Annotated in this window: 17 protein-coding genes; 6 read left to right on the top strand and 11 right to left on the bottom strand. The window is 65.8% G+C overall.

Going from position 1 to position 17,828, the window contains the following annotated elements:
- Nucleotides 1-107: 107 nt before the first annotated feature.
- The 4 genes from ACNKW1_RS14625 to ACNKW1_RS14610 all read right to left on the bottom strand — a co-directional run bounded on the left by ACNKW1_RS14625 (nt 108) and on the right by ACNKW1_RS14610 (nt 4,430).
- Nucleotides 108-893 (bottom strand): enoyl-CoA hydratase/isomerase family protein, encoded by a 786-nt coding sequence (locus ACNKW1_RS14625; RefSeq protein ID WP_418365337.1) that lies wholly within the window; start codon nt 891-893, stop codon nt 108-110.
- A 9-nt stretch (nt 894-902) separates the two neighbouring features.
- Nucleotides 903-2,510, bottom strand: a complete 1,608-nt coding sequence (locus ACNKW1_RS14620) for a carboxyl transferase domain-containing protein (protein ID WP_282809524.1) — start codon at nt 2,508-2,510, stop codon at nt 903-905.
- Between the two features lie 115 nt (nt 2,511-2,625).
- On the bottom strand, nt 2,626-3,228 hold the full coding sequence (locus tag ACNKW1_RS14615; protein WP_418365336.1) for a 2-hydroxychromene-2-carboxylate isomerase: 603 nt from the start codon (nt 3,226-3,228) through the stop codon (nt 2,626-2,628).
- A gap of 20 nt (nt 3,229-3,248) precedes the next feature.
- Nucleotides 3,249-4,430 (bottom strand): isovaleryl-CoA dehydrogenase, encoded by a 1,182-nt coding sequence (locus ACNKW1_RS14610; protein WP_418365335.1) that lies wholly within the window; start codon nt 4,428-4,430, stop codon nt 3,249-3,251.
- A 161-nt stretch (nt 4,431-4,591) separates the two neighbouring features.
- Between ACNKW1_RS14610 and ACNKW1_RS14605 the strand changes: the two genes are divergently transcribed.
- Together ACNKW1_RS14605 and ACNKW1_RS14600 are read left to right on the top strand one after the other, a co-directional pair.
- A complete protein-coding gene (locus tag ACNKW1_RS14605; RefSeq protein ID WP_418365334.1) occupies nt 4,592-5,638 on the top strand; it encodes an AraC family transcriptional regulator in 1,047 nt (348 codons plus the stop codon).
- A 207-nt stretch (nt 5,639-5,845) separates the two neighbouring features.
- Nucleotides 5,846-6,328, top strand: a complete 483-nt coding sequence (locus ACNKW1_RS14600; RefSeq protein WP_418365333.1) for an acyl-CoA thioesterase — start codon at nt 5,846-5,848, stop codon at nt 6,326-6,328.
- An 88-nt stretch (nt 6,329-6,416) separates the two neighbouring features.
- Here ACNKW1_RS14600 and ACNKW1_RS14595 read toward each other — a convergent pair whose 3' ends face one another.
- The 6 genes from ACNKW1_RS14595 to ACNKW1_RS14570 all read right to left on the bottom strand — a co-directional run bounded on the left by ACNKW1_RS14595 (nt 6,417) and on the right by ACNKW1_RS14570 (nt 11,861).
- Nucleotides 6,417-7,109 carry a DUF3334 family protein gene (locus ACNKW1_RS14595; protein ID WP_418365332.1) on the bottom strand — a complete coding sequence of 231 codons (693 nt, stop codon included), beginning with the start codon at nt 7,107-7,109 and terminating at the stop codon, nt 6,417-6,419.
- 150 nt (nt 7,110-7,259) lie between these two features.
- Nucleotides 7,260-8,393 carry an acyl-CoA dehydrogenase gene (locus ACNKW1_RS14590; RefSeq protein WP_287365913.1) on the bottom strand — a complete coding sequence of 378 codons (1,134 nt, stop codon included), beginning with the start codon at nt 8,391-8,393 and terminating at the stop codon, nt 7,260-7,262.
- Nucleotides 8,394-8,404: 11 nt separating this feature from the next.
- Entirely contained in the window at nt 8,405-9,616 is a 1,212-nt protein-coding gene (locus ACNKW1_RS14585; RefSeq protein ID WP_418365331.1) for an acetyl-CoA C-acetyltransferase, read from the bottom strand.
- Between the two features lie 35 nt (nt 9,617-9,651).
- The gene (gene can / locus ACNKW1_RS14580; protein ID WP_418365330.1) at nt 9,652-10,794 is read right to left on the bottom strand and encodes a carbonate dehydratase; all 1,143 of its coding nucleotides are present in this window, start codon (nt 10,792-10,794) and stop codon (nt 9,652-9,654) included.
- Nucleotides 10,795-10,856: 62 nt separating this feature from the next.
- Entirely contained in the window at nt 10,857-11,324 is a 468-nt protein-coding gene (locus ACNKW1_RS14575; RefSeq protein ID WP_418365329.1) for a PaaI family thioesterase, read from the bottom strand.
- 93 nt (nt 11,325-11,417) lie between these two features.
- Complete coding sequence (locus ACNKW1_RS14570; RefSeq protein ID WP_418365328.1) at nt 11,418-11,861, bottom strand: MerR family transcriptional regulator; 444 nt, start codon at nt 11,859-11,861, stop codon at nt 11,418-11,420.
- A gap of 200 nt (nt 11,862-12,061) precedes the next feature.
- On the opposite strand from ACNKW1_RS14570, the gene ACNKW1_RS14565 reads away from it, so the two are divergent.
- From ACNKW1_RS14565 to ACNKW1_RS14555, 3 genes are all read left to right on the top strand, one after another.
- On the top strand, nt 12,062-13,108 hold the full coding sequence (locus ACNKW1_RS14565) for an MBL fold metallo-hydrolase (protein WP_418365327.1): 1,047 nt from the start codon (nt 12,062-12,064) through the stop codon (nt 13,106-13,108).
- A 33-nt stretch (nt 13,109-13,141) separates the two neighbouring features.
- Nucleotides 13,142-14,965, top strand: a complete 1,824-nt coding sequence (gene phaC / locus ACNKW1_RS14560) for a class I poly(R)-hydroxyalkanoic acid synthase (protein ID WP_418365326.1) — start codon at nt 13,142-13,144, stop codon at nt 14,963-14,965.
- 111 nt (nt 14,966-15,076) lie between these two features.
- Nucleotides 15,077-15,586, top strand: coding sequence for a putative toxin-antitoxin system toxin component, PIN family (locus ACNKW1_RS14555; RefSeq protein WP_418365325.1), 510 nt, complete (start codon nt 15,077-15,079; stop codon nt 15,584-15,586).
- 96 nt (nt 15,587-15,682) lie between these two features.
- On the opposite strand, the gene ACNKW1_RS14550 is transcribed toward ACNKW1_RS14555, so the two are convergent.
- Nucleotides 15,683-16,570 (bottom strand): helical backbone metal receptor, encoded by an 888-nt coding sequence (locus ACNKW1_RS14550; protein WP_418365324.1) that lies wholly within the window; start codon nt 16,568-16,570, stop codon nt 15,683-15,685.
- Nucleotides 16,571-16,728: 158 nt separating this feature from the next.
- Here ACNKW1_RS14550 and ACNKW1_RS14545 point away from each other — a divergent pair, with 158 nt between their 5' ends.
- On the top strand, nt 16,729-17,697 hold the full coding sequence (locus ACNKW1_RS14545) for a TAXI family TRAP transporter solute-binding subunit (RefSeq protein WP_418365323.1): 969 nt from the start codon (nt 16,729-16,731) through the stop codon (nt 17,695-17,697).
- The last annotated feature ends 131 nt before the right edge of the window (nt 17,698-17,828 follow it).

Below are 17,828 nucleotides of genomic sequence, written 5' to 3'. Positions count from 1 at the left end.
AAACCTTGTGTTCTTCAGGCGGGCCGTCAGGACGACTCACGGGCAAGCCCGCTCCCACGGCAAACAGGCGCTTAATCGATACGGGTGGGCACGCCCACCGTCGCCCACTAGGCGATCCAGGCCGCGGGGCGTTTGTCGAGGAAGGCGGCGAGGCCCTCCTTGGCCTCGGGCGTCACGCGCAGACTCGCGATGCGGCGCGCAGTGTCTTCCACCACCGCGTCGCTCACCGGCCGGTTAGCCACCGCGCGGATCAGATCCTTGGCCGCGGCCTGCGACTTCGGGCCGCCCTGCAGCAGCGCCTCGACCACTTCCTTGACCTTGGCGTCCAGCTCATCGGTGGCCACCGCCTCGTGCGCCAGTCCCAGCGCGGCCGCACGCGCCGCATTGATGCGCTCGGCGGTCTGGAAGTAGCGGTAGGCCTGGCGCTCGCCGATGGCGCGGATCACGTAGGGGCTGATCGCCGAGGGGATGATCCCGAACTTGACCTCGGAGGTCGCGAACACCGCGCGGTCGGAGGCGATACAGATGTCGCAGGCGCTCGCCAGCCCCATGCCGCCGCCCAGTGCCGCGCCATGCACACGTCCGATGGTGGGCTTCTTCATCTCGGCCAGGGTGCGCAGCATGCCGGCAAGCTTCATCGCGTCGGCGAAGTTCTCCGCCTCGCTCGCCTCGCCGGCGGCCTTCATCCAGTTGAGATCGGCGCCGGCGGAGAAGCTCTTGCCCCGCCCGGCCAGCACCACCGCGCGCACCGTGTCGTCGGCATCGAGCACGATGCAGGCGGCGGTGAGATCGGCGATCAGCTGCGCGTTGAAGGCGTTGTGCACGTCCGGACGATTCATCCAGATCGTCGCGACGCCGGCTTCGCGGACGATCTCCAGGGTCTCGTAGCTCATCTCGCCCCCTTACATCCGGAACACGCCGAACTTCGTCGGCTGGATCGGCGCATTGAGCGCGGCCGACAGGCTGAGGCCGAGGATGCGGCGCGACTGCGCCGGATCGACCACGCCGTCGTCCCACATGCGCGCGGTGGCGTAGTAAGGGTGGCCCTGGAACTCGTACTGCTCGCGGATGGGCGCCTTGAAGGCCTCTTCCTCTTCCTTGCTCCAGCTGCCGCCCTTGGCCTCGATGCCGTCGCGGCGCACGGTGGACAGCACGCTCGCGGCCTGCTCGCCGCCCATCACGCTGATGCGCGAGTTGGGCCACATCCACAGGAAGCGCGGCGAGTAGGCGCGGCCGCACATGCCGTAGTTGCCGGCGCCGAAGCTACCGCCGATGAGCATGGTGATCTTGGGCACCTGCACGGTGGCCACCGCGGTCACCATCTTGGCGCCGTCCTTGGCGATGCCGCCATTCTCGTACTTGCGACCGACCATGAAGCCGGTGATGTTCTGCAGGAACAGCAGGGGGATGCCGCGCTGGCCGCACAGTTCGATGAAGTGCGCGCCCTTCTGCGCCGACTCGCCGAACAGGATGCCGTTGTTGGCGACGATGCCCACCGGGTAGCCGTGGAGCTGGGCGAAGCCGCACACCAGCGTCGTGCCGTAGCGCGCCTTGAACTCGTCGAAGCGCGAGCCATCGACCACGCGGGCGATGATCTCGCGCACGTCGAAGGGCTTGCGGGTGTCGGAGGGGATGATGCCGTAGATCTCTTCCGGGTCGTACAGCGGCTCCTCGCCCTGGCCCAGCGCGAGGTTGATCGGCTTGGTCCGGTTGAGGTTGGAGACGATGCGGCGTGCGATGTAGAGCGCGTGGGCGTCGTTCTCGGCCAGATGATCGGCCACGCCCGACAGGCGCGTATGCACGTCGCCGCCGCCCAGATCCTCGGCGCTCACCACCTCGCCGGTCGCCGCCTTCACCAGCGGCGGACCACCGAGGAAGATCGTGCCCTGGTTCTTGACGATGACGGTCTCGTCCGACATCGCCGGCACGTAGGCGCCACCCGCGGTACACGAGCCCATCACCACCGCAATCTGCGGGATGCCCTTGGCCGACATGTTGGCCTGGTTGAAGAAGATGCGGCCGAAGTGGTCGCGGTCGGGGAAGACTTCGTCCTGCCTGGGCAGGAAGGCGCCACCCGAGTCGACCAGGTAGATGCAGGGCAGATTGTTCTGCTCGGCGATCTCCTGCGCGCGCAGGTGCTTCTTGACCGTCATCGGGTAGTAGGTGCCACCCTTCACCGTGGCGTCGTTGGCCACGATCATGCATTCGACGCCCTGCACGCGGCCGATGCCGGTGATGACGCCGGCGCTCGGCGCCTCGTCGTCATACATGCCGTAGGCCGCCATCTGGCCGACCTCGAGGAAGGGCGTGCCCGGGTCGAGCAGGTGGCCGACGCGGTCACGCGGCAGCAGCTTGCCGCGCGCAGTGTGCTTGGCGCGCGCCGACTCGCCGCCGCCGAGGCTGACCTGCGCCGCCTTGGCGCGCAGGTCCTCGACCTGGGCGCGCAGGCTGGCGGCGTTGGCCTGAAAGTCCTCGCTGCGCGTGTTGATGGCAGATTTGATCGTGCTCATGTCCCCTCGTCCTCGTATCTCGTCCTGCGTGGCTGATCTCGGTCGCCCCCGCAGTCCGGCCGTTACTTGATTCAGGCTCGCCCCGGGCTACCCAGCCGGCACGGCGCCTCCAATGTCAGAACCCGCCCATCTGCAGCCAGCGCTCGATCTGCGGGATGCGGTCCACGCCCCAGAAAGGCTCGCCATCGATGATGACGAAGGGCGAACCGAACACGCCGCGCGCGATGGCCTGGGCACACTCATCCTTCAGCCGGTTGCGGACGGCTTCGCCGGCAAGCGCCTCGGCCAACCCGGCACGGTCGGCACCGTGGGCCGCGGCGAGGTCGAGCACCGCCGTCTCCTGCGAGATGTCGCACCCCTCGCCGAAATAGGCACGGTAGGCGGCCAGCGCAAAGGCGCGTGCTGCGACCGGGTCACGCTCGTCGAGCCAGTAGAAGGCGCGCGCCGCGATCTGGGTGCCGATCGGGAAGGCCTCGGGAATGCGGCACGACAGGCCGAGGAAACGGGCCGAGCGCTCGAAATCATGCTTCGAGTAGTCGCCCTTGAGCGGCTTCGATGGCAGCGGAACCTCGCCTGTCACCTTGTACACCGCCCCCAGCAGGAAGGGACGCCAGCGCACGCTGCGGCCATGTGCGGCCGCCAGTGCGTCGATCTTCTCCGCCATGAAGTAGCCGTAGGGCGAGGAGAAGTCGAAATAGAAGTCGATCGGCTCGGCCATGTTTCCTCTCCGCGGGAGACTCAGCGCGTCTCGGAGAACAGCTCGCGGCCGATCAGCATGCGGCGGATCTCGCTGGTGCCGGCGCCGATCTCGTACAGCTTGGCGTCACGCCACAGGCGACCCACCGAATACTCGTTGGTGTAACCCACGCCGCCCAGCGCCTGGATCGCCTCGCCCGCCATCCAGGTGGCCTTCTCGGCGGTGTAGAGGATCACGCCGGCAGCGTCCTTGCGCAGCGTGCGCGCGTGGTCGGCGCGGTCGCAGGCCTGCCCCACTGCGTAGGCATAGGCGCGGCAGGCGCTCCAGGTGGAGTACATGTCGGCGATCTTGCCCTGCATGAGCTGGAACTCGCCGATCGGGGTGTCGAACTGCTTGCGCTCGTGCATGTAGGGCACGACCGCGTCCATGCACGCCGCCATGATGCCGAGCGGGCCGCCCGACAGCACCGCGCGCTCGTAGTCCAGGCCCGACATCAGCACCTGCACGCCGCGGCCGATGTTGGCCTCACCGCCGAGCACGTTCTCAAGCGGCACCTCGACGTCGTCGAAGAACAGCGGATAGGTGTTGGAGCCGCGCATGCCGAGCTTGTCGAGGTGGGTGCCGCAGGTGAAGCCCTTCATGCCCTTCTCGATGATGAAGGCGGTGATGCCCTTGGGGCCGGCGTTGATGTCGGTCTTGGCATAGACCACCAGGGTGTCGGCATCGCCGCCGTTGGTGATCCACATCTTGGCGCCGTTGAGGACGAAACGATCGCCCTTGCGGTCGGCGCGCAGCTTCATCGACACCACGTCGGAACCGGCGTTGGGCTCGGACATCGCCAGCGCGCCGACGTGCTCGCCCGAGATCAGCTTCGGCAGGTACTTCTGCTTCTGCGCCTCGGTGCCGTTGCGGCGGATCTGATTGATGCACAGGTTGGAGTGCGCGCCGTAGGACAGGCCGACCGACGCCGAGGCACGCGAGATTTCTTCCATCGCGACGATGTGGGCCAGGTAGCCCATGTCGGTGCCGCCGTACTCCTCGCTCACCGTCATGCCATGCACGCCGAGGTCGCCGAGCTTCTTCCACAGGTCGGCGGGGAACTCGTTGACGCGGTCGACCTCGGCCGCGCGCGGGGCAATCTCCGCGGCGCAGAAGGCCTGCAGCGTGTCGCGCAGCGCGTCGATGGTCTCGCCGAAGTGGAAGTTCAGGCTGGGCACGTTCATGGGGTGTCTCCTTCTCGAGGTTGTCCTGGCGCGGTGGGCGTCTTGCGCAAATCCATTATGGACGGCGCATGCCCGAGGATGGACCGAGATTAGCGGCGCACCGCGGTCCATGAGTGCCATCATGGTTGCAATTCGTGCCACGCCAGCTAGCATTGCGGCACATGAAGATCCTCGCCCCCTCGCCTGCGGAACTCACCCGCGGCCGCGCCGCGACACCGATCGCCTTCATTCGCGCGATCGTCACCGGGTATCGTAGCCGGGGCATGGATCCGGCCAGCGCGCTCGCGCAGGCGCAGATCTCAGCCGCCTTGCTGGACGACTCCGCCGCGCGCGTCACCGCCGCGCAGATGGAGCTGCTCTCGGGGGTGGCGATGCAGGCGCTCGATGACGAGGCCCTGGGCTGGTTCTCGCGCCGGCTCCCCTGGGGCAGCTACGGCATGCTGTGCCGCGCCTCGCTCACCGCGCCGACGCTGGAAGTAGCCCTCAAGCGCTGGTGCCGGCACCACCGCCTGCTCACAGAAGACATCGTCTTCACACTTACGCAGCGCGGGGGACTCGCCACGATCCGTGTCAGCGAAAACACAGAACTCGGTGAGCTGCGCGAGTTCTGCCTCGTCAGCACGCTGCGCTACCTGCTCGGCTACGCTTGCTGGCTGGTCGACTCGCGCATCGCGCTCACCGAGGCCACCTTCCCCTTCCCGGCCCCGGGCCATGCCGACGCCTACGCCTATCTCTTCGCTGGCCCCGCACGCTTCGCCGCAGAACCCGCATCGATCAGCTTCGACGCACGCTACCTGGCGCTCCCCGTGCGCCGCGACGAGAAGGCGCTGCAGGCCATGCTGCAACGCGCCCTGCCACTGACCGTGCGGCAGTATCGCCGCGACCGCCTGCTGGTGCACAGCGTCGCCCAACTCCTCGCCGCCGCCCCCGCCGCGGCCCACACCGCCGAGGACGTCGCCGCCCAGCTCAATACTTCAGTGCGTACCCTGCACCGGCAGCTGAAGGAAGAAGGCGTGTCCCTGCAGAAGCTGAAGAACGAGGTGCGGCGCGAGCACGCGATCAGGCTGTTGCTGCAGACACGGAAGTCGGTAAAGCAGGTCGCGGCAGCGATCGGCTTCGACAGCGAGAAGAGCTTTGCGCGCGCGTTCCGGGAGTGGACGGGGGTGGCGCCAAGCGTGTACCGGACAGACGCTGGCCCGGCACCCTAGCCCCCAGCGGGGATTGGGTCACCTCGTTGCGCTTCACGAGCACATTGTGCTCCATCACCAACTCCAGCGTCTCCAACACCACGAACACCCACTTGAAGCCTGCGTTCCAGCCTTGCGCCCCGCCTCGCCGGGGGCGACACTGCCGTGCCAGGCCGGAGACCGGCACGGCCTGGGTCGCACCTTTCTGGATCAACACGAGACACCACAATGGACCTGCCCGCCCACCAGCTCACCATGACCGTCCTGATGACGCCCGATACCGCAAACTTCTCGGGCAAGGTCCATGGGGGCGCCATCCTCAAGCTGCTCGACCAGGTCGCCTACGCCTGTGCTGCCCGCTACGCCGGCCACTATGTCGTCACACTCAGCGTCGACCAGGTGATGTTCCGCCAGCCCATTCAGGTCGGCGAACTCGTCACCTTCCTCGCCTCGGTCAACCACACTGGCAACTCCTCGATGGAGGTGGGCATCAAGGTTGTCGCAGAAGACATCCGCGCCAAGGTCGTACGCCACGTCAATAGCTGCTTCTTCACCATGATCGCGGTCGACGATGGAGGCCGGCCAACGAGGGTGCCACCGCTGGAGCCCCGCACGCCGGACGAACGCCGGCGCTTCCGCGAAGCCGAGGTGCGCCGCGCGATGCGGCGCGAGATGGAGCGCAAGTTCGCTGAGGTGCACGGCGGGGAGTAAATCCGAGGGCGCCTGGCAGAGTTCGGCCCGGCCGTTCGGCTGTGCGTGCTGCGAAGCCTGCGCCCGGCGCGCCCCGGCCCGAGGTGCCCTACATGCCGAGCGACTTCAGGAGCTCGTCGTGACCCTCGCCCTCTTGGGCGCCGTGAACCTTGCCACCGGCTGCAACGTTCGAGTTCTGCTCGAGCAAAGCATCCGGGTCGATTACCTCATTGGCATCGAAATCATTGAGCTTGATGAACTCGGTACGATCGACCGCAAGCTCGAGGTAGAAGATGTTGTGTTCGCCGGTGTAGAAGGTCACTCGCCGCGCCTCAGGGTTGTCGAGCTTGGTGTCGACGCTGAGAATGACCTGCTTGTTGAGGACCAGCATCTTGGGCTGATTCTGCGTGATGTGCGTCTGAAGCTCACGACCGACCTTGCCGGTGAAATCGCCGACGATCTGGTTCATCAGTTCGCCCATGACGTTGCTGACCTCATCGGCGGTGTGCGACGCAGCGAGATCGCTTTTCGACATCCCCATGCTGAGCAGGTACTTCTGATACAGCTCCATCGCAGCCTGGGCAGAGAAGTTGATGACCACCAGACCGGAGAATCCGCCATCGAACAGCACGAAGCAGCCGATGTCGGGCTTCAGGCAGGTCTTGGAGATGCGCTGGACCATTCCCGAGTAGCGGATTTCGCTCTGCGTCGCGACTGTCAGTACCTTTGCGACCGAGTCGCACAAGCTTTTCAGGAGGTCTTCGGTGCCGAAGACGACGGCGTAGTCTCGAGAGCTACTCATGAGGGGCGTCCTTGTACGCGGTGAGGAGTGGTGCCCTCTCTATAACACACTGCGGCGCCGGTGCGGGCCCGCACCATGCGGCCGCCCTGCCTGAAAGCAAGGGCCAGCCGCATGGGCGAGACCCACACAACGCCATGGCTACGGAGCCGGTCAGCCCGCCAGCGCGCGGCCGATCACCAGCTTCTGGATGTCGCTGGCGCCTTCGTAGATCTGGCACACGCGCACGTCTCGGTAGATGCGCTCGACCGGGAAGTCGGTGACGTAGCCATAGCCGCCATGCACCTGGATGGCGTCCGAGCACACGCGCTCGGCCATCTCGGAGGCGAACAGCTTGGCCATCGAGGCCTCCTTCAGGCACGGACGGCCGGCATCCTTGAGGCTGGCGGCGTGCCACACGAGCTGGCGCGCGGCCTCCAGTTGAGTCGCCATGTCGGCGAGGCGGAAGTTGACTGCCTGATGCTCGAAGATCGGCTTGCCGAAGCTCTCGCGCTCCTGCGCGTATTTCACCGCCGCTTCCAGCGCGGCGCGCGCCATGCCCAGGCACTGCGCCGCGATGCCGATACGGCCGGCTTCGAGGTTGGACAGCGCGATCCGGTAACCTTCGCCTTCCGCACCGATCACCGAGTCGGCCGGGATGCGGCAGTTCTCGAACAGGATCTGGGTGGTGTCGGACGCCTTCTGGCCCATCTTCTCCTCGATGCGGCCAACCTGGTAGCCCGGTGCGTTCGCCGGCACCAGGAAGCAGGTGATGCCTTTCTTGCCGGCGGCCTTGTCGGTCACCGCGAACACGATGGCGACATCGGCGTGCTTGCCGGTGGTGATGAACTGCTTGACGCCGTTCAGCACCCACTCGTTGCCTTCGCGCACCGCGGAAGTGCGGATGGCCGACGCATCCGAGCCCACGTGCGGCTCGGTGAGGCAGAAGCAGCCGAGCTTCTCGCCACGCGCCAGCGGCTTCAGCCAGGCTTCCTTCTGCGCATCGGTGCCGAAGCGGTTGATGATCCCGCAGGGCAGCGAGTTCTGCACGCTGACGATGGTCGACGTGGCGCCGTCGCCGGCGGCGATCTCTTCCAGCGTCAGCACCAGGCTCATGTAGTCCATGCCGGCCCCGCCCCACTCCTCGGGCACCACCATGCCGAGCGCACCGAGTTCGGCAAGCTCGTTCAGCGCCTCGCGCGGGAAGGTGTGGTTGCGGTCCCATTCGGCGGCGAAGGGGGCCAGGCGCTCCTGCGCGAAGGCGCGCATCGAGTCGCGGATGAGTTCCTGTTCCTGAGTCAGAATCATGTTGCGCCCCCTTAACCGCCGCAGCCCACCGCGGCATCGACCTCGATCGCCATCGCCGTCGCCTCGCCACCGCCGATGCACAGGCTGGCCACGCCACGCTTGAGGCCGCGCTTGCGCAGCGCGCCGACCAGCGAGACCAGGATGCGCGCGCCCGAGGCGCCGATCGGATGGCCCAGCGCGCAGGCACCGCCATTGACGTTGACCTTATCGTGCGACAGCTTCATTTCGTGCATCGCCGCCATGGTGACGACCGCGAAGGCCTCGTTGATCTCCCACAGATCGACGTCGTCGGTCGACCAGCCGGCCTTGGCCAGCACCTTCTGCATCGCACCCACCGGGGCCGTCGTGAACCAGGCTGGCGCCTGCGCATGGGTGGCGTGGCCGACGATGGTCGCGACCGGCTTGAGGCCCAGCTTGTCGGCGGTGGACTTGCGCATCAGCACCAGCGCCGCGGCACCGTCCGAGATCGAGCTCGAGTTGGCCGGCGTGACTGTACCGTCCTTCTTGAACGCAGGCTTCAGGCCCGGGATCTTGTCGATCTGCGCCTTCAGCGGCTGCTCGTCCTTGTCGACGACGACGTCGCCCTTGCGGCCGGACACGGTGACCGGCACCACCTCCCAGGTGAAGTCGCCGTTGTTGATCGCGGCCTGCGCGCGCGTGGTCGAGGCGATGGCGAACTCGTCCTGCGCCTGGCGGCTGAAGCTGAAGTGGCTGGCGCACTCCTCGGCGAAGGTGCCCATCAGGCGGCCCTTGTTCTCCTTGGAGTAGCTGTCTTCCAGGCCGTCGAGGAACATGTGATCGAACATCTGGCCGTGACCGAGGCGATAGCCGCCGCGCGCCTTGGGCAGCAGGTAGGGCGCGTTGGACATGGATTCCATGCCGCCGGCGACCATCACCTCGTTGCTGCCTGCCAGGATCAGGTCGTGGGCGAGCATGGTGGCCTTCATGCCCGAGCCGCACACCTTGTTGATGGTGGTGCAGCCGGCCGACAGCGGCAGGCCGGCGCCGAGCGCGGCCTGGCGGGCGGGCGCCTGGCCCAGACCGGCGGGCAGCACGCAACCCATGATGACTTCTTCGACCTGCTCGGCCTTGAGGCCGGCGCGCTCGACCGCCGCCTGGATGGCGATGGCGCCGAGTTGCGGTGTGGTCAGGCTGGACAACTCGCCCTGGAAGCCGCCCAGCGGGGTACGGGCGACGGAAACGATGACGACGGGATCGGACATGCAGTTCTCCTGTTGAATGCGTAAGAGGTTGGCGCTCAATCACCGAGCGCTTCGAGGGCCGCGGCATAGCGCGGCAAGAGGTCGTCGGGACGGCTGACGTTGAGTCCCAGGTCATGGATACGGCCATCCTTGAGGCCATAGATCCAGCCATGCACGGTCAGCCGCTGGCCGCGCTGCCAGGCGTCCTGCACGACCACGGTCTGCGCGACGTTGGCCACCTGCTCAATGACATTGAGTTCGCACAAGCGAGCGTGACGACGCTCGGGTGGCAGCGTGTCAACCGCCTGCAGGTGGCGTACATGCACATCCTGCACATGGCGCAGCCACAGGTCGGTCAGCCCGACCCGAGTACGTTCGAGTGCTGCCTTTACACCGCCGCAGCCATAGTGGCCAACCACCATGATGTGCTTCACCTTGAGCACATCGACCGCGTACTGAATCACCGCCAATGCGTTGAGGTCTGTGTGCACAACGACGTTGGCGATGTTGCGGTGGACGAAGACCTCGCCCGGCAACAGGCCGACGATCTGGTTGGCAGGTACGCGGGAGTCAGAGCAACCGATCCACAGATACTCAGGCGCCTGCAGCTGCGCCAGCTTGCCGAAGAAGCCAGGGTCGATCTGCTGCATCTGGCGCGACCACGCCTGGTTGTAGTCGAAGAGATGGAACAGGTTCTCGTTGTTGACCTCGTCCTCCGACCAGTTCTCCAGGTCGAGGGTCAGGAAGATCGTCCCCTCCACCGGAGAGGGGTAGTAGGCAGGCACTTCCTTGAAGCCAAGCTCACGGTACAGCTTCACCGCGATCCGCATCGCCGGGACGGTATCGAGCAGGATGCGGCGGTAGCCGAGCAGGTGCGCGGCCTTGATCGCAGCGAGGGCCAACTTGCGCCCGACGCCCAGGCCGCGAAAGGCTGGATCGACGTAGAGCCGCTTCATCTCGCACACACCTTCGGAGAAGCGGCGGATGCCCACGCAGCCGGCGGGCTTGCCATCGACCTCGGCGTAGAACAGACGGCCATCTGCCTCGCCGTAGGCACCGGGCAGGTTCGCGACCTCATCGGCAAAGCCCTGATAGCTCAGATCCACACCGAGCCAGGCCGCGTATTGGCGGAAGAACCCGCGCACATGCCCGAGTTCGGCAGTGTCCGCAGCGGTGAGCACGCAAAGACGCGAAGGCATCGCTCACGCCCCCCTGGAACCAGGATTCAGATACGGGCCTGCGCATCTGCAGACAGGGCACGTCATGCGTCACGCTCCTTGCGGCCGTGCATGGCCATGATCGTCTGCTGCATCACGGCGCACAGGGTCCACTTCTCGTCACGCACCGCGAAAACCTCCGCGTGGGTGATGATCAGGGTGCGTCCGGGCTTGATGACCTCGCCCCGCGCAACCAGGCGCTGGCCGTCGGCAGGCGCGACCAGGTTGAGCTTGTACTCCACGGTAAGCACGCTGGTGTCGGGCGGGGTCAGCGTGTTGGCCGCATACCCCGCGGCCGAGTCAGCGATCATGCCAACAACCCCGCCATGAATGAAGCCGTGCTGCTGGGTGATCTCCGCACGATGCGGCAGATGGATTTCGGTGTAGCCCGGTTCGACCACCACCAGTTGTGCGCCGATCAGGGTCATCGCGTGCTGAAGGGCGAAGCTCGACCGGACCCGCTCTGCGTAGGCAGGGTCACGTGGCTGGAATGGCTGCATCTCTGCTCGCATCGTTCGTCTCCTTCTTGTATCGGTATTTTCTTTGTTTTAACGTTTACGTCAACGTAAATCACACTTCACACCAATGGAGCCAACCTGACCCGATCAGGCCGTCCCGACCCGATCGATGCAGCGCGCCAGCTCCGCCTTGGCCGCTGCAGCGCCTTCCGCGTTGTCGCCAAGCAGAGCCTGGCACTGGCGCTCGATCATGTCGATCTCCTCCAGGACCGCTTCGATGTCGCGGCGCTGCTGCTCGAGCGACGCACGCCGCTCGGCCAGCACGCGCAGAAATCGTTCGAGTTGCGGCACGGAATCCTGTACGCCACCGTACATGCCCAGCAACTCGCGGATCTCGGCCAGCGAAAGCCCCAGCCGCTTGCCACGCAAGGTAAGCTTCAGTCGGGTACGATCGGCCTTGGTGTAGACGCGGGCACGCCCGGCCCTGGCTGGTGTGAGCAGCCCCTGGTCTTCGTAAAAGCGGATTGCACGAGGCGTAATGCCGAATTCGCGCGCAAGCTCGGTGATCGTGTAGGTTTGTTCGTTGACCATGCTCGGTCGGCGCAACCCGCAGGCCCATGCGGACAATGCGCTGCAGTGCCTTGTTTTGCTAGCCGATTAAGGAAAAATCGATCCGAAGTTAATCAGATTCCAGTCAATTGGGCAATCGAGCTCCACGACCGGACCGCATCGGCTGCGCCCCAGCACGCCCACTGCGCGCACCATCCCCGACATCGACACAGGACACCCCCATGATCGAGAACACCGGCCCCGCACTCGCCTTTCCCTTCGATACCCTGCCTGCCTCGGGTGAAACCATCCCCGTCGCACCGGGCGTACGCTGGCTGCGCATGCGCCTGCCGTTCGCGCTCGACCACATCAACCTCTGGCTGCTGGACGACGGCGATAGCCTCGCTGTGATCGACTGCGGCTATGCCCTCGACGATACCCGTGCAGCATGGGACGCCGTGCTGGCCGCGGACGGACGACCGGTGCGGCGTGTGGTCGTCACCCACCACCACCCCGACCACATCGGCCTGGCGAGCTGGCTGGCCGCGCGCGACGGCGCCCGCATCGAGATGACCCAGGGCGAGTTTCTGGCCGCGCAAGCGATCTGGCATCAACTGCCCGGCTATTGCGTCACGGACATGCTCGCGCAGTTCGCCAGCCATGGCCTCCGGGATGCGCGGCACGACGCGCTGTCCCGCCGCGGCAATGCCTACCGCCATGGCGCACCCGCGCTGCCTGCGAGCTTTCACCGCCTCTTCGCCGACGACAGCCTGCGCATCGGGGCACACGAATGGCGGGTGATCATCGGCCACGGCCACGCACCCGAACATGCGAGCCTGTATTGCGCCGAGCTCGGCGTGCTCATTTCGGGCGACATGCTGCTGCCGCGCATCTCCACCAACGTCAGCGTCTATGCCGCCACCCCGCATGACGATCCACTGGGCTGGTTCCTCAAGTCATTGAGGGAATTGTGCACCTTGCCGGCCGATACGCTCGTGCTACCATCGCACGGCAAACCATTCAAGGGTATCCAGGCCCGGGTGGAGCAGCTGGCCGCACACCATCGCGAACGCTGCGAGCTTCTGCTGGCCGCCTGCGGCACGCCGAAGACTGCAGCGGAATTGCTATCGACGCTGTTTCCCCGCGAACTGGACACCCATCAGGTCATGTTCGCCATGGGGGAGGCCATTGCCCACCTCAACCATCTCGAGACTCAGGGAGCGCTCTCGAGACGGATCGAAGCGGACGGACTGATTCGTTTCACCCCTAACTTCACTCTTAACCGATAACCCCGCCCCGCCAGCAACAGGAGCCCGTACGAGATGGCTGCACCCACCAACGAGACCCCCAAGTGCGACCTGCCCGACCCGCAGGAAGTCGCCAAGACCTACGCTGAAGTCGCCCGCCGCGCCTCGCACCTGATCAACGAACACGTGCACCGCCAGCTCAAGAAGGGCGTCTCGGCACCGGCCGACGAGCTCGGCATCGCACAGGCCTTCATGGACATGATGGCCAAGCTGCTGGCCAACCCCTACAAGCTCGCCCAGGCACAGATGAACCTGGTCTGGGACTACTTCTCGCTCTGGCAACAATCGATGATGCGCGTGGCCGGCCTCAACGCCACCCCGATCGCCACGCCCGAGAAAACCGACAAGCGCTTCAAGGACGAGGAATGGGAAGAGCACTTCCTGTTCGACTTCATCAAGCAGTCCTATCTCATCGCCGCACGCCACATTCACGACACCGTCAGCGGTGTCGACGGCCTCGACGAACAGACGCAGAAGAAGGTCACCTTCTACACCCGCCAGTACATCGACGCCCTGTCGCCATCCAACTTCGCGATGACCAACCCCGAGGTCTTCCGCGAGACCGTCAAGAGCCACGGCCAGAATCTGCTCAAGGGTCTCAACAACCTGCTGCGCGACGTCGAGGACGGCGGCGGCAACCTGCGCGTCAGGATGACCGACACCACGGCCTTCGAGCTGGGCAAGAATGTCGCCACCACGCCGGGCAAGGTGGTGTTCCAGACCGAGATGATGCAGCTGCTGCAATACACCCCGAGCACCGAAAAGGCGCTCAAGAAGCCGCTGCTGATCGTTCCGCCCTGGATCAACAAGTTCTACATCCTCGACCTGCGCGAAAAGAATTCGTACATCAAGTGGGCTGTCGACCAGGGCCACACGGTGTTCGTGATCTCCTGGGTGAACCCGGACGAGCGCCTAGCCGCGAAGAGCTTCGACGCCTACGTCAAGGAAGGCATCATCGCTGCCCTCGACGCGATCGAGCAGCAAACCGGCGAAAAGGAGGTCAATGCCGCGGGCTATTGCCTGGGCGGCACGCTGCTCGCCACATCGCTCGCCTATCTGGCGGCGAAACGGCAGAAGCGCATCGCCTCGGCCACCTTCTTCACCACCATGACCGACTTCACCGATCCGGGCGAACTCGGCGTGTTCATCGACGAAGGCCAGGTCACCAGCCTCGAGAAGAAGATGTTCGAGCGCGGCTATCTGGAAGGCTCGGAGATGGCCGGCACCTTCAACATGCTGCGGGCCAACGACCTGATCTGGTCCTTCGTGGTGAACAACTACCTGATGGGCAAGGACCCGTTCCCGTTCGATCTGCTGTATTGGAACTCGGACTCCACCCGCATGCCCGCCACCATGCATAGCTTCTACCTGCGCAAGATGTACATGGAAAACCGCCTCATCGAGCCGGGTGGTATCGAGATCGACGGCACCCCGATCGACCTCGGCAAGATCAAGGTGCCGTGCTACTTCATCTCCACGATCGAAGACCACATCGCCCCCTGGAAGAGCACCTACATGGGTGCCCGTCGCTTCGGCGGCCCGACCCGCTTCGTGCTGGGCGGCTCCGGCCACATCGCCGGCATCGTCAACCCGCCCGCCGCGAACAAGTACGGCTACTGGCTCAACCCCACCGCCAAACTGCCGGAAACAGCTGACGCTTGGCTCGAGGGCAGCCAGCAACATCCGGGGTCGTGGTGGACCGACTGGCAGGCCTGGGTCACTGCGCACGACAACGAGCAGGTCGACGCACGCGACCCCGCCAGCGGAAAGCTGAAGGCGCTAGAGGATGCACCGGGAAGCTTCGTCAAGATTCGCATCGACGCCACGGCCGCAAGCTGAGAATCGCAGCACTGAAGCGGGGAGGGGCAACCCTCCCCGTTTTTCCGTTTACCGGTGCGCGTTACCCTGCCTCGCGCCCCCTGACTACCCCGCCCCTCCACGCTCCCGGACGTGACCGCGCCTCCCACCCCTCTGCTCTCGCCTGACGCCCTTGTTGCGGCACCGCCGCCGGGCCTTGTGCTCGACACCAATGCCGTGCTCGCCCTATGGATGTTCCGCGACCCGGCGCTCCGCGGGCTGCGCGACTGGATCGAGGCCGCAAATTGCCGTTTGTTCAGCCGTGAAGATGCGCTGGAGGAGTTGCGGCGCGTGCTCGCCTACCGCCAGTTCGCTCAGGGCGAAGCAGCACAGGCAAGCCTCCTCGCCGCATACTGCGCCCGCGTCACGCTCGCCACAGAAACGCGAGACGTCGCCGACGCGATGGCGAGACCTTTGCCGCGCTGCAGTGACGCAGACGACCAGAAGTTCCTCGAAATCGCCTGGGCAAGCCAGGCCAAACACCTGCTGACACGCGACAAGGCGCTGCTCCGCCTGCGTCGCCACGTGGCCATCCGACCGTACTTCGCTGTCGAAACGCCGGAACGCTTCCAGCAGACGGTCACCGCCGCAGCAGGCGCCTGAACCTGCCCCGGCGCCGAGGTAGGCGCCCTGAATGCAGGCGCCCCTGTCGCAAGCGCCCGGTCGCAATCACCCTTATCGCTGGCAGGCAGACTACGCTCAGGCGCCCACCGCAAGGCTGCGGCGCAGTGCGCAGAGCCAGCGCACCCCCCTGGCCGCACGGCTGCCGTACCAGGACACCATCTCGCCGTCCACCAGCGCCGCCGGCCGCCCGGCCAGACCCGCCACCTCGCCGATATGTGCGTCACGGAAACGATAGGGCTCGGTGGACAGCAGCACGCGCTCGACCCCAAGCAGCCACGGCGCGTCCCAGGTGAAGGCCGGGTAGCGCGCGGCACCCGTCTCCCCACCCGCCACTTCCGGCAGCGTATGCCAGCCGACCGCGGCAAGGGTCGCGGCGATGTAGGTATCACGCGCGACGGTCATCCACGGCTCACGCCAGATCAGGTACAGCACCGCTTCATCCGGCACCTCCGTGCGCAACGCCGACGCCTCGGCCAGCGCCGCACGCAGATCCTCGCCGAGCTGCAGGGCCGCCCGCTCAGCCCCGAAGACACCGCCAAGCAGGTGGAAGAGCGCCAGATTGTCGAGTGGCGTACCGGGATGGGTAACGATGATGTTCGGCACGAAGGCTGCGAGTTCTTCGACCGTCTCGCGCCGATTCTCGTCCATGTTGACCAGCACATGTGTCGGCGAAAGCGCGCGCACGCGCTCGATCCGGACGTCCTTGGTGCCACCAACCTTGGGGACGGTACGCAGCGCGTCCCGCGGATGCACGCAGAACCCCGTCCGCCCTACCAGTTGATCGCCCAGCCCAAGATCGAACAACAGCTCCGTGAGCGATGGTACCAGCGACACGATGCGCGCCGATGTGCCCGCATACGCGTGCTGCGTCCCCGCCGCGTCAATCAGCCCGACAAGACTCGTCGGGCACGCCCGAGCCCCGGCACCAGCGGCCGTGGGCCCCATATCGTTGTTTCCGTTCATGCACCGATTCTAGCGCGACACCACCCCCTCTTCGGGAAACCCCGAGTGCCCGCATCCCACGTTTTGTGGGATGCTTCGCCCCAACGAACCCGCGGCGCATGTGTCGCCATGGCCCCGAGCCGATCGCCGGCTCGTCAATTCACTCACAGGAGAGCTTCATGAAGAAACTGACCGCCCTGGCAGCCGCCTTCGCACTTGTCGGCACCCTTGGGGCAGCGCCTGCGCACGCCCAGCAGAAGTTCGTCACCATCGGCACCGGGGGCGTGACCGGCGTGTATTACGCCGCCGGCGGCGCAATCTGCCGTCTGATCAACAAGGACCGTGCCCAGCACGGCTTCCGCTGCTCGGTCGAAAGCACCGGCGGTTCGGTATACAACGTCAACACCATCAAGGCAGGCGAGCTCGACTTCGGCGTCTCGCAGTCCGATATCCAGTACAACGCCCTGAACGGCGAAGTCCAGTTCAAGGACAGCGGGGCCTTCGCCGACCTGCGCTCCGTGTTCTCGCTTCATGGCGAGCCGCTGACCGTGCTCGCGCGCAAGGAAGCCAACATCACCAAGATGGAAGACTTCAAGGGCAAGCGCTTCAACATCGGCAATCCGGGCTCGGGCCAGCGCGCCACACTCGAGGTGCTGCTGCCGGCCATGGGCATGAGCTTCTCCGATTTCTCGCTTGCCTCCGAGCTCAAACCCGACGAGCACGGCGCAGCCCTGTGCGACAACAAGATCGACGGCTTCGCCTACGTCGTCGGCCACCCGGCCGCCAACATCCAGGATCCGACCACCACCTGCGGCGCCAAGCTGGTGAACGTCGCCGGCGAAGGCGTAGACAAGATCCTCGCCCAGTACCCCTACTTCGCCCCGGCCACCATCCCGGGTGGCATGTATGCCGGCAATCCCGAGTCGACCCAGACCTTCGGCGTGGTTGCGAGCATCGTGACCTCTGCCAAGGTATCCCCGGACGCGGTTTACACCATGGTCAAGGCCGTGTTCGAGAACTTCGAAGACTTCAAGAAACTGCATCCGGCTTTTTCCAACCTTGAACCGCAGAAGATGATCAAGGACGGCATGTCCGCACCGCTGCACGAGGGTGCGGTGAAGTACTACAAGGAAAAAGGCTGGATGTAATTCCTCCTTGCGGCGCCCTGGGGCAGAGCGCCGTACCCTGTAGCAGAAGCGGCGGCGGGCCCCGGCTCCCCGCCGTTTTTGTCCCTGAGTGCATGGATTCGAGGCAGCGCACATGAACCGCCAGGACGAAA

Origin of the sequence: Thauera sp. WH-2 (assembly GCF_048321015.1) — a bacterium.
GTDB lineage: Bacteria > Pseudomonadota > Gammaproteobacteria > Burkholderiales > Rhodocyclaceae > Thauera.
The sequence above is the reverse complement of the archived record's forward strand: the minus strand, read 5'-3'. Positions and strand labels throughout refer to the sequence as shown.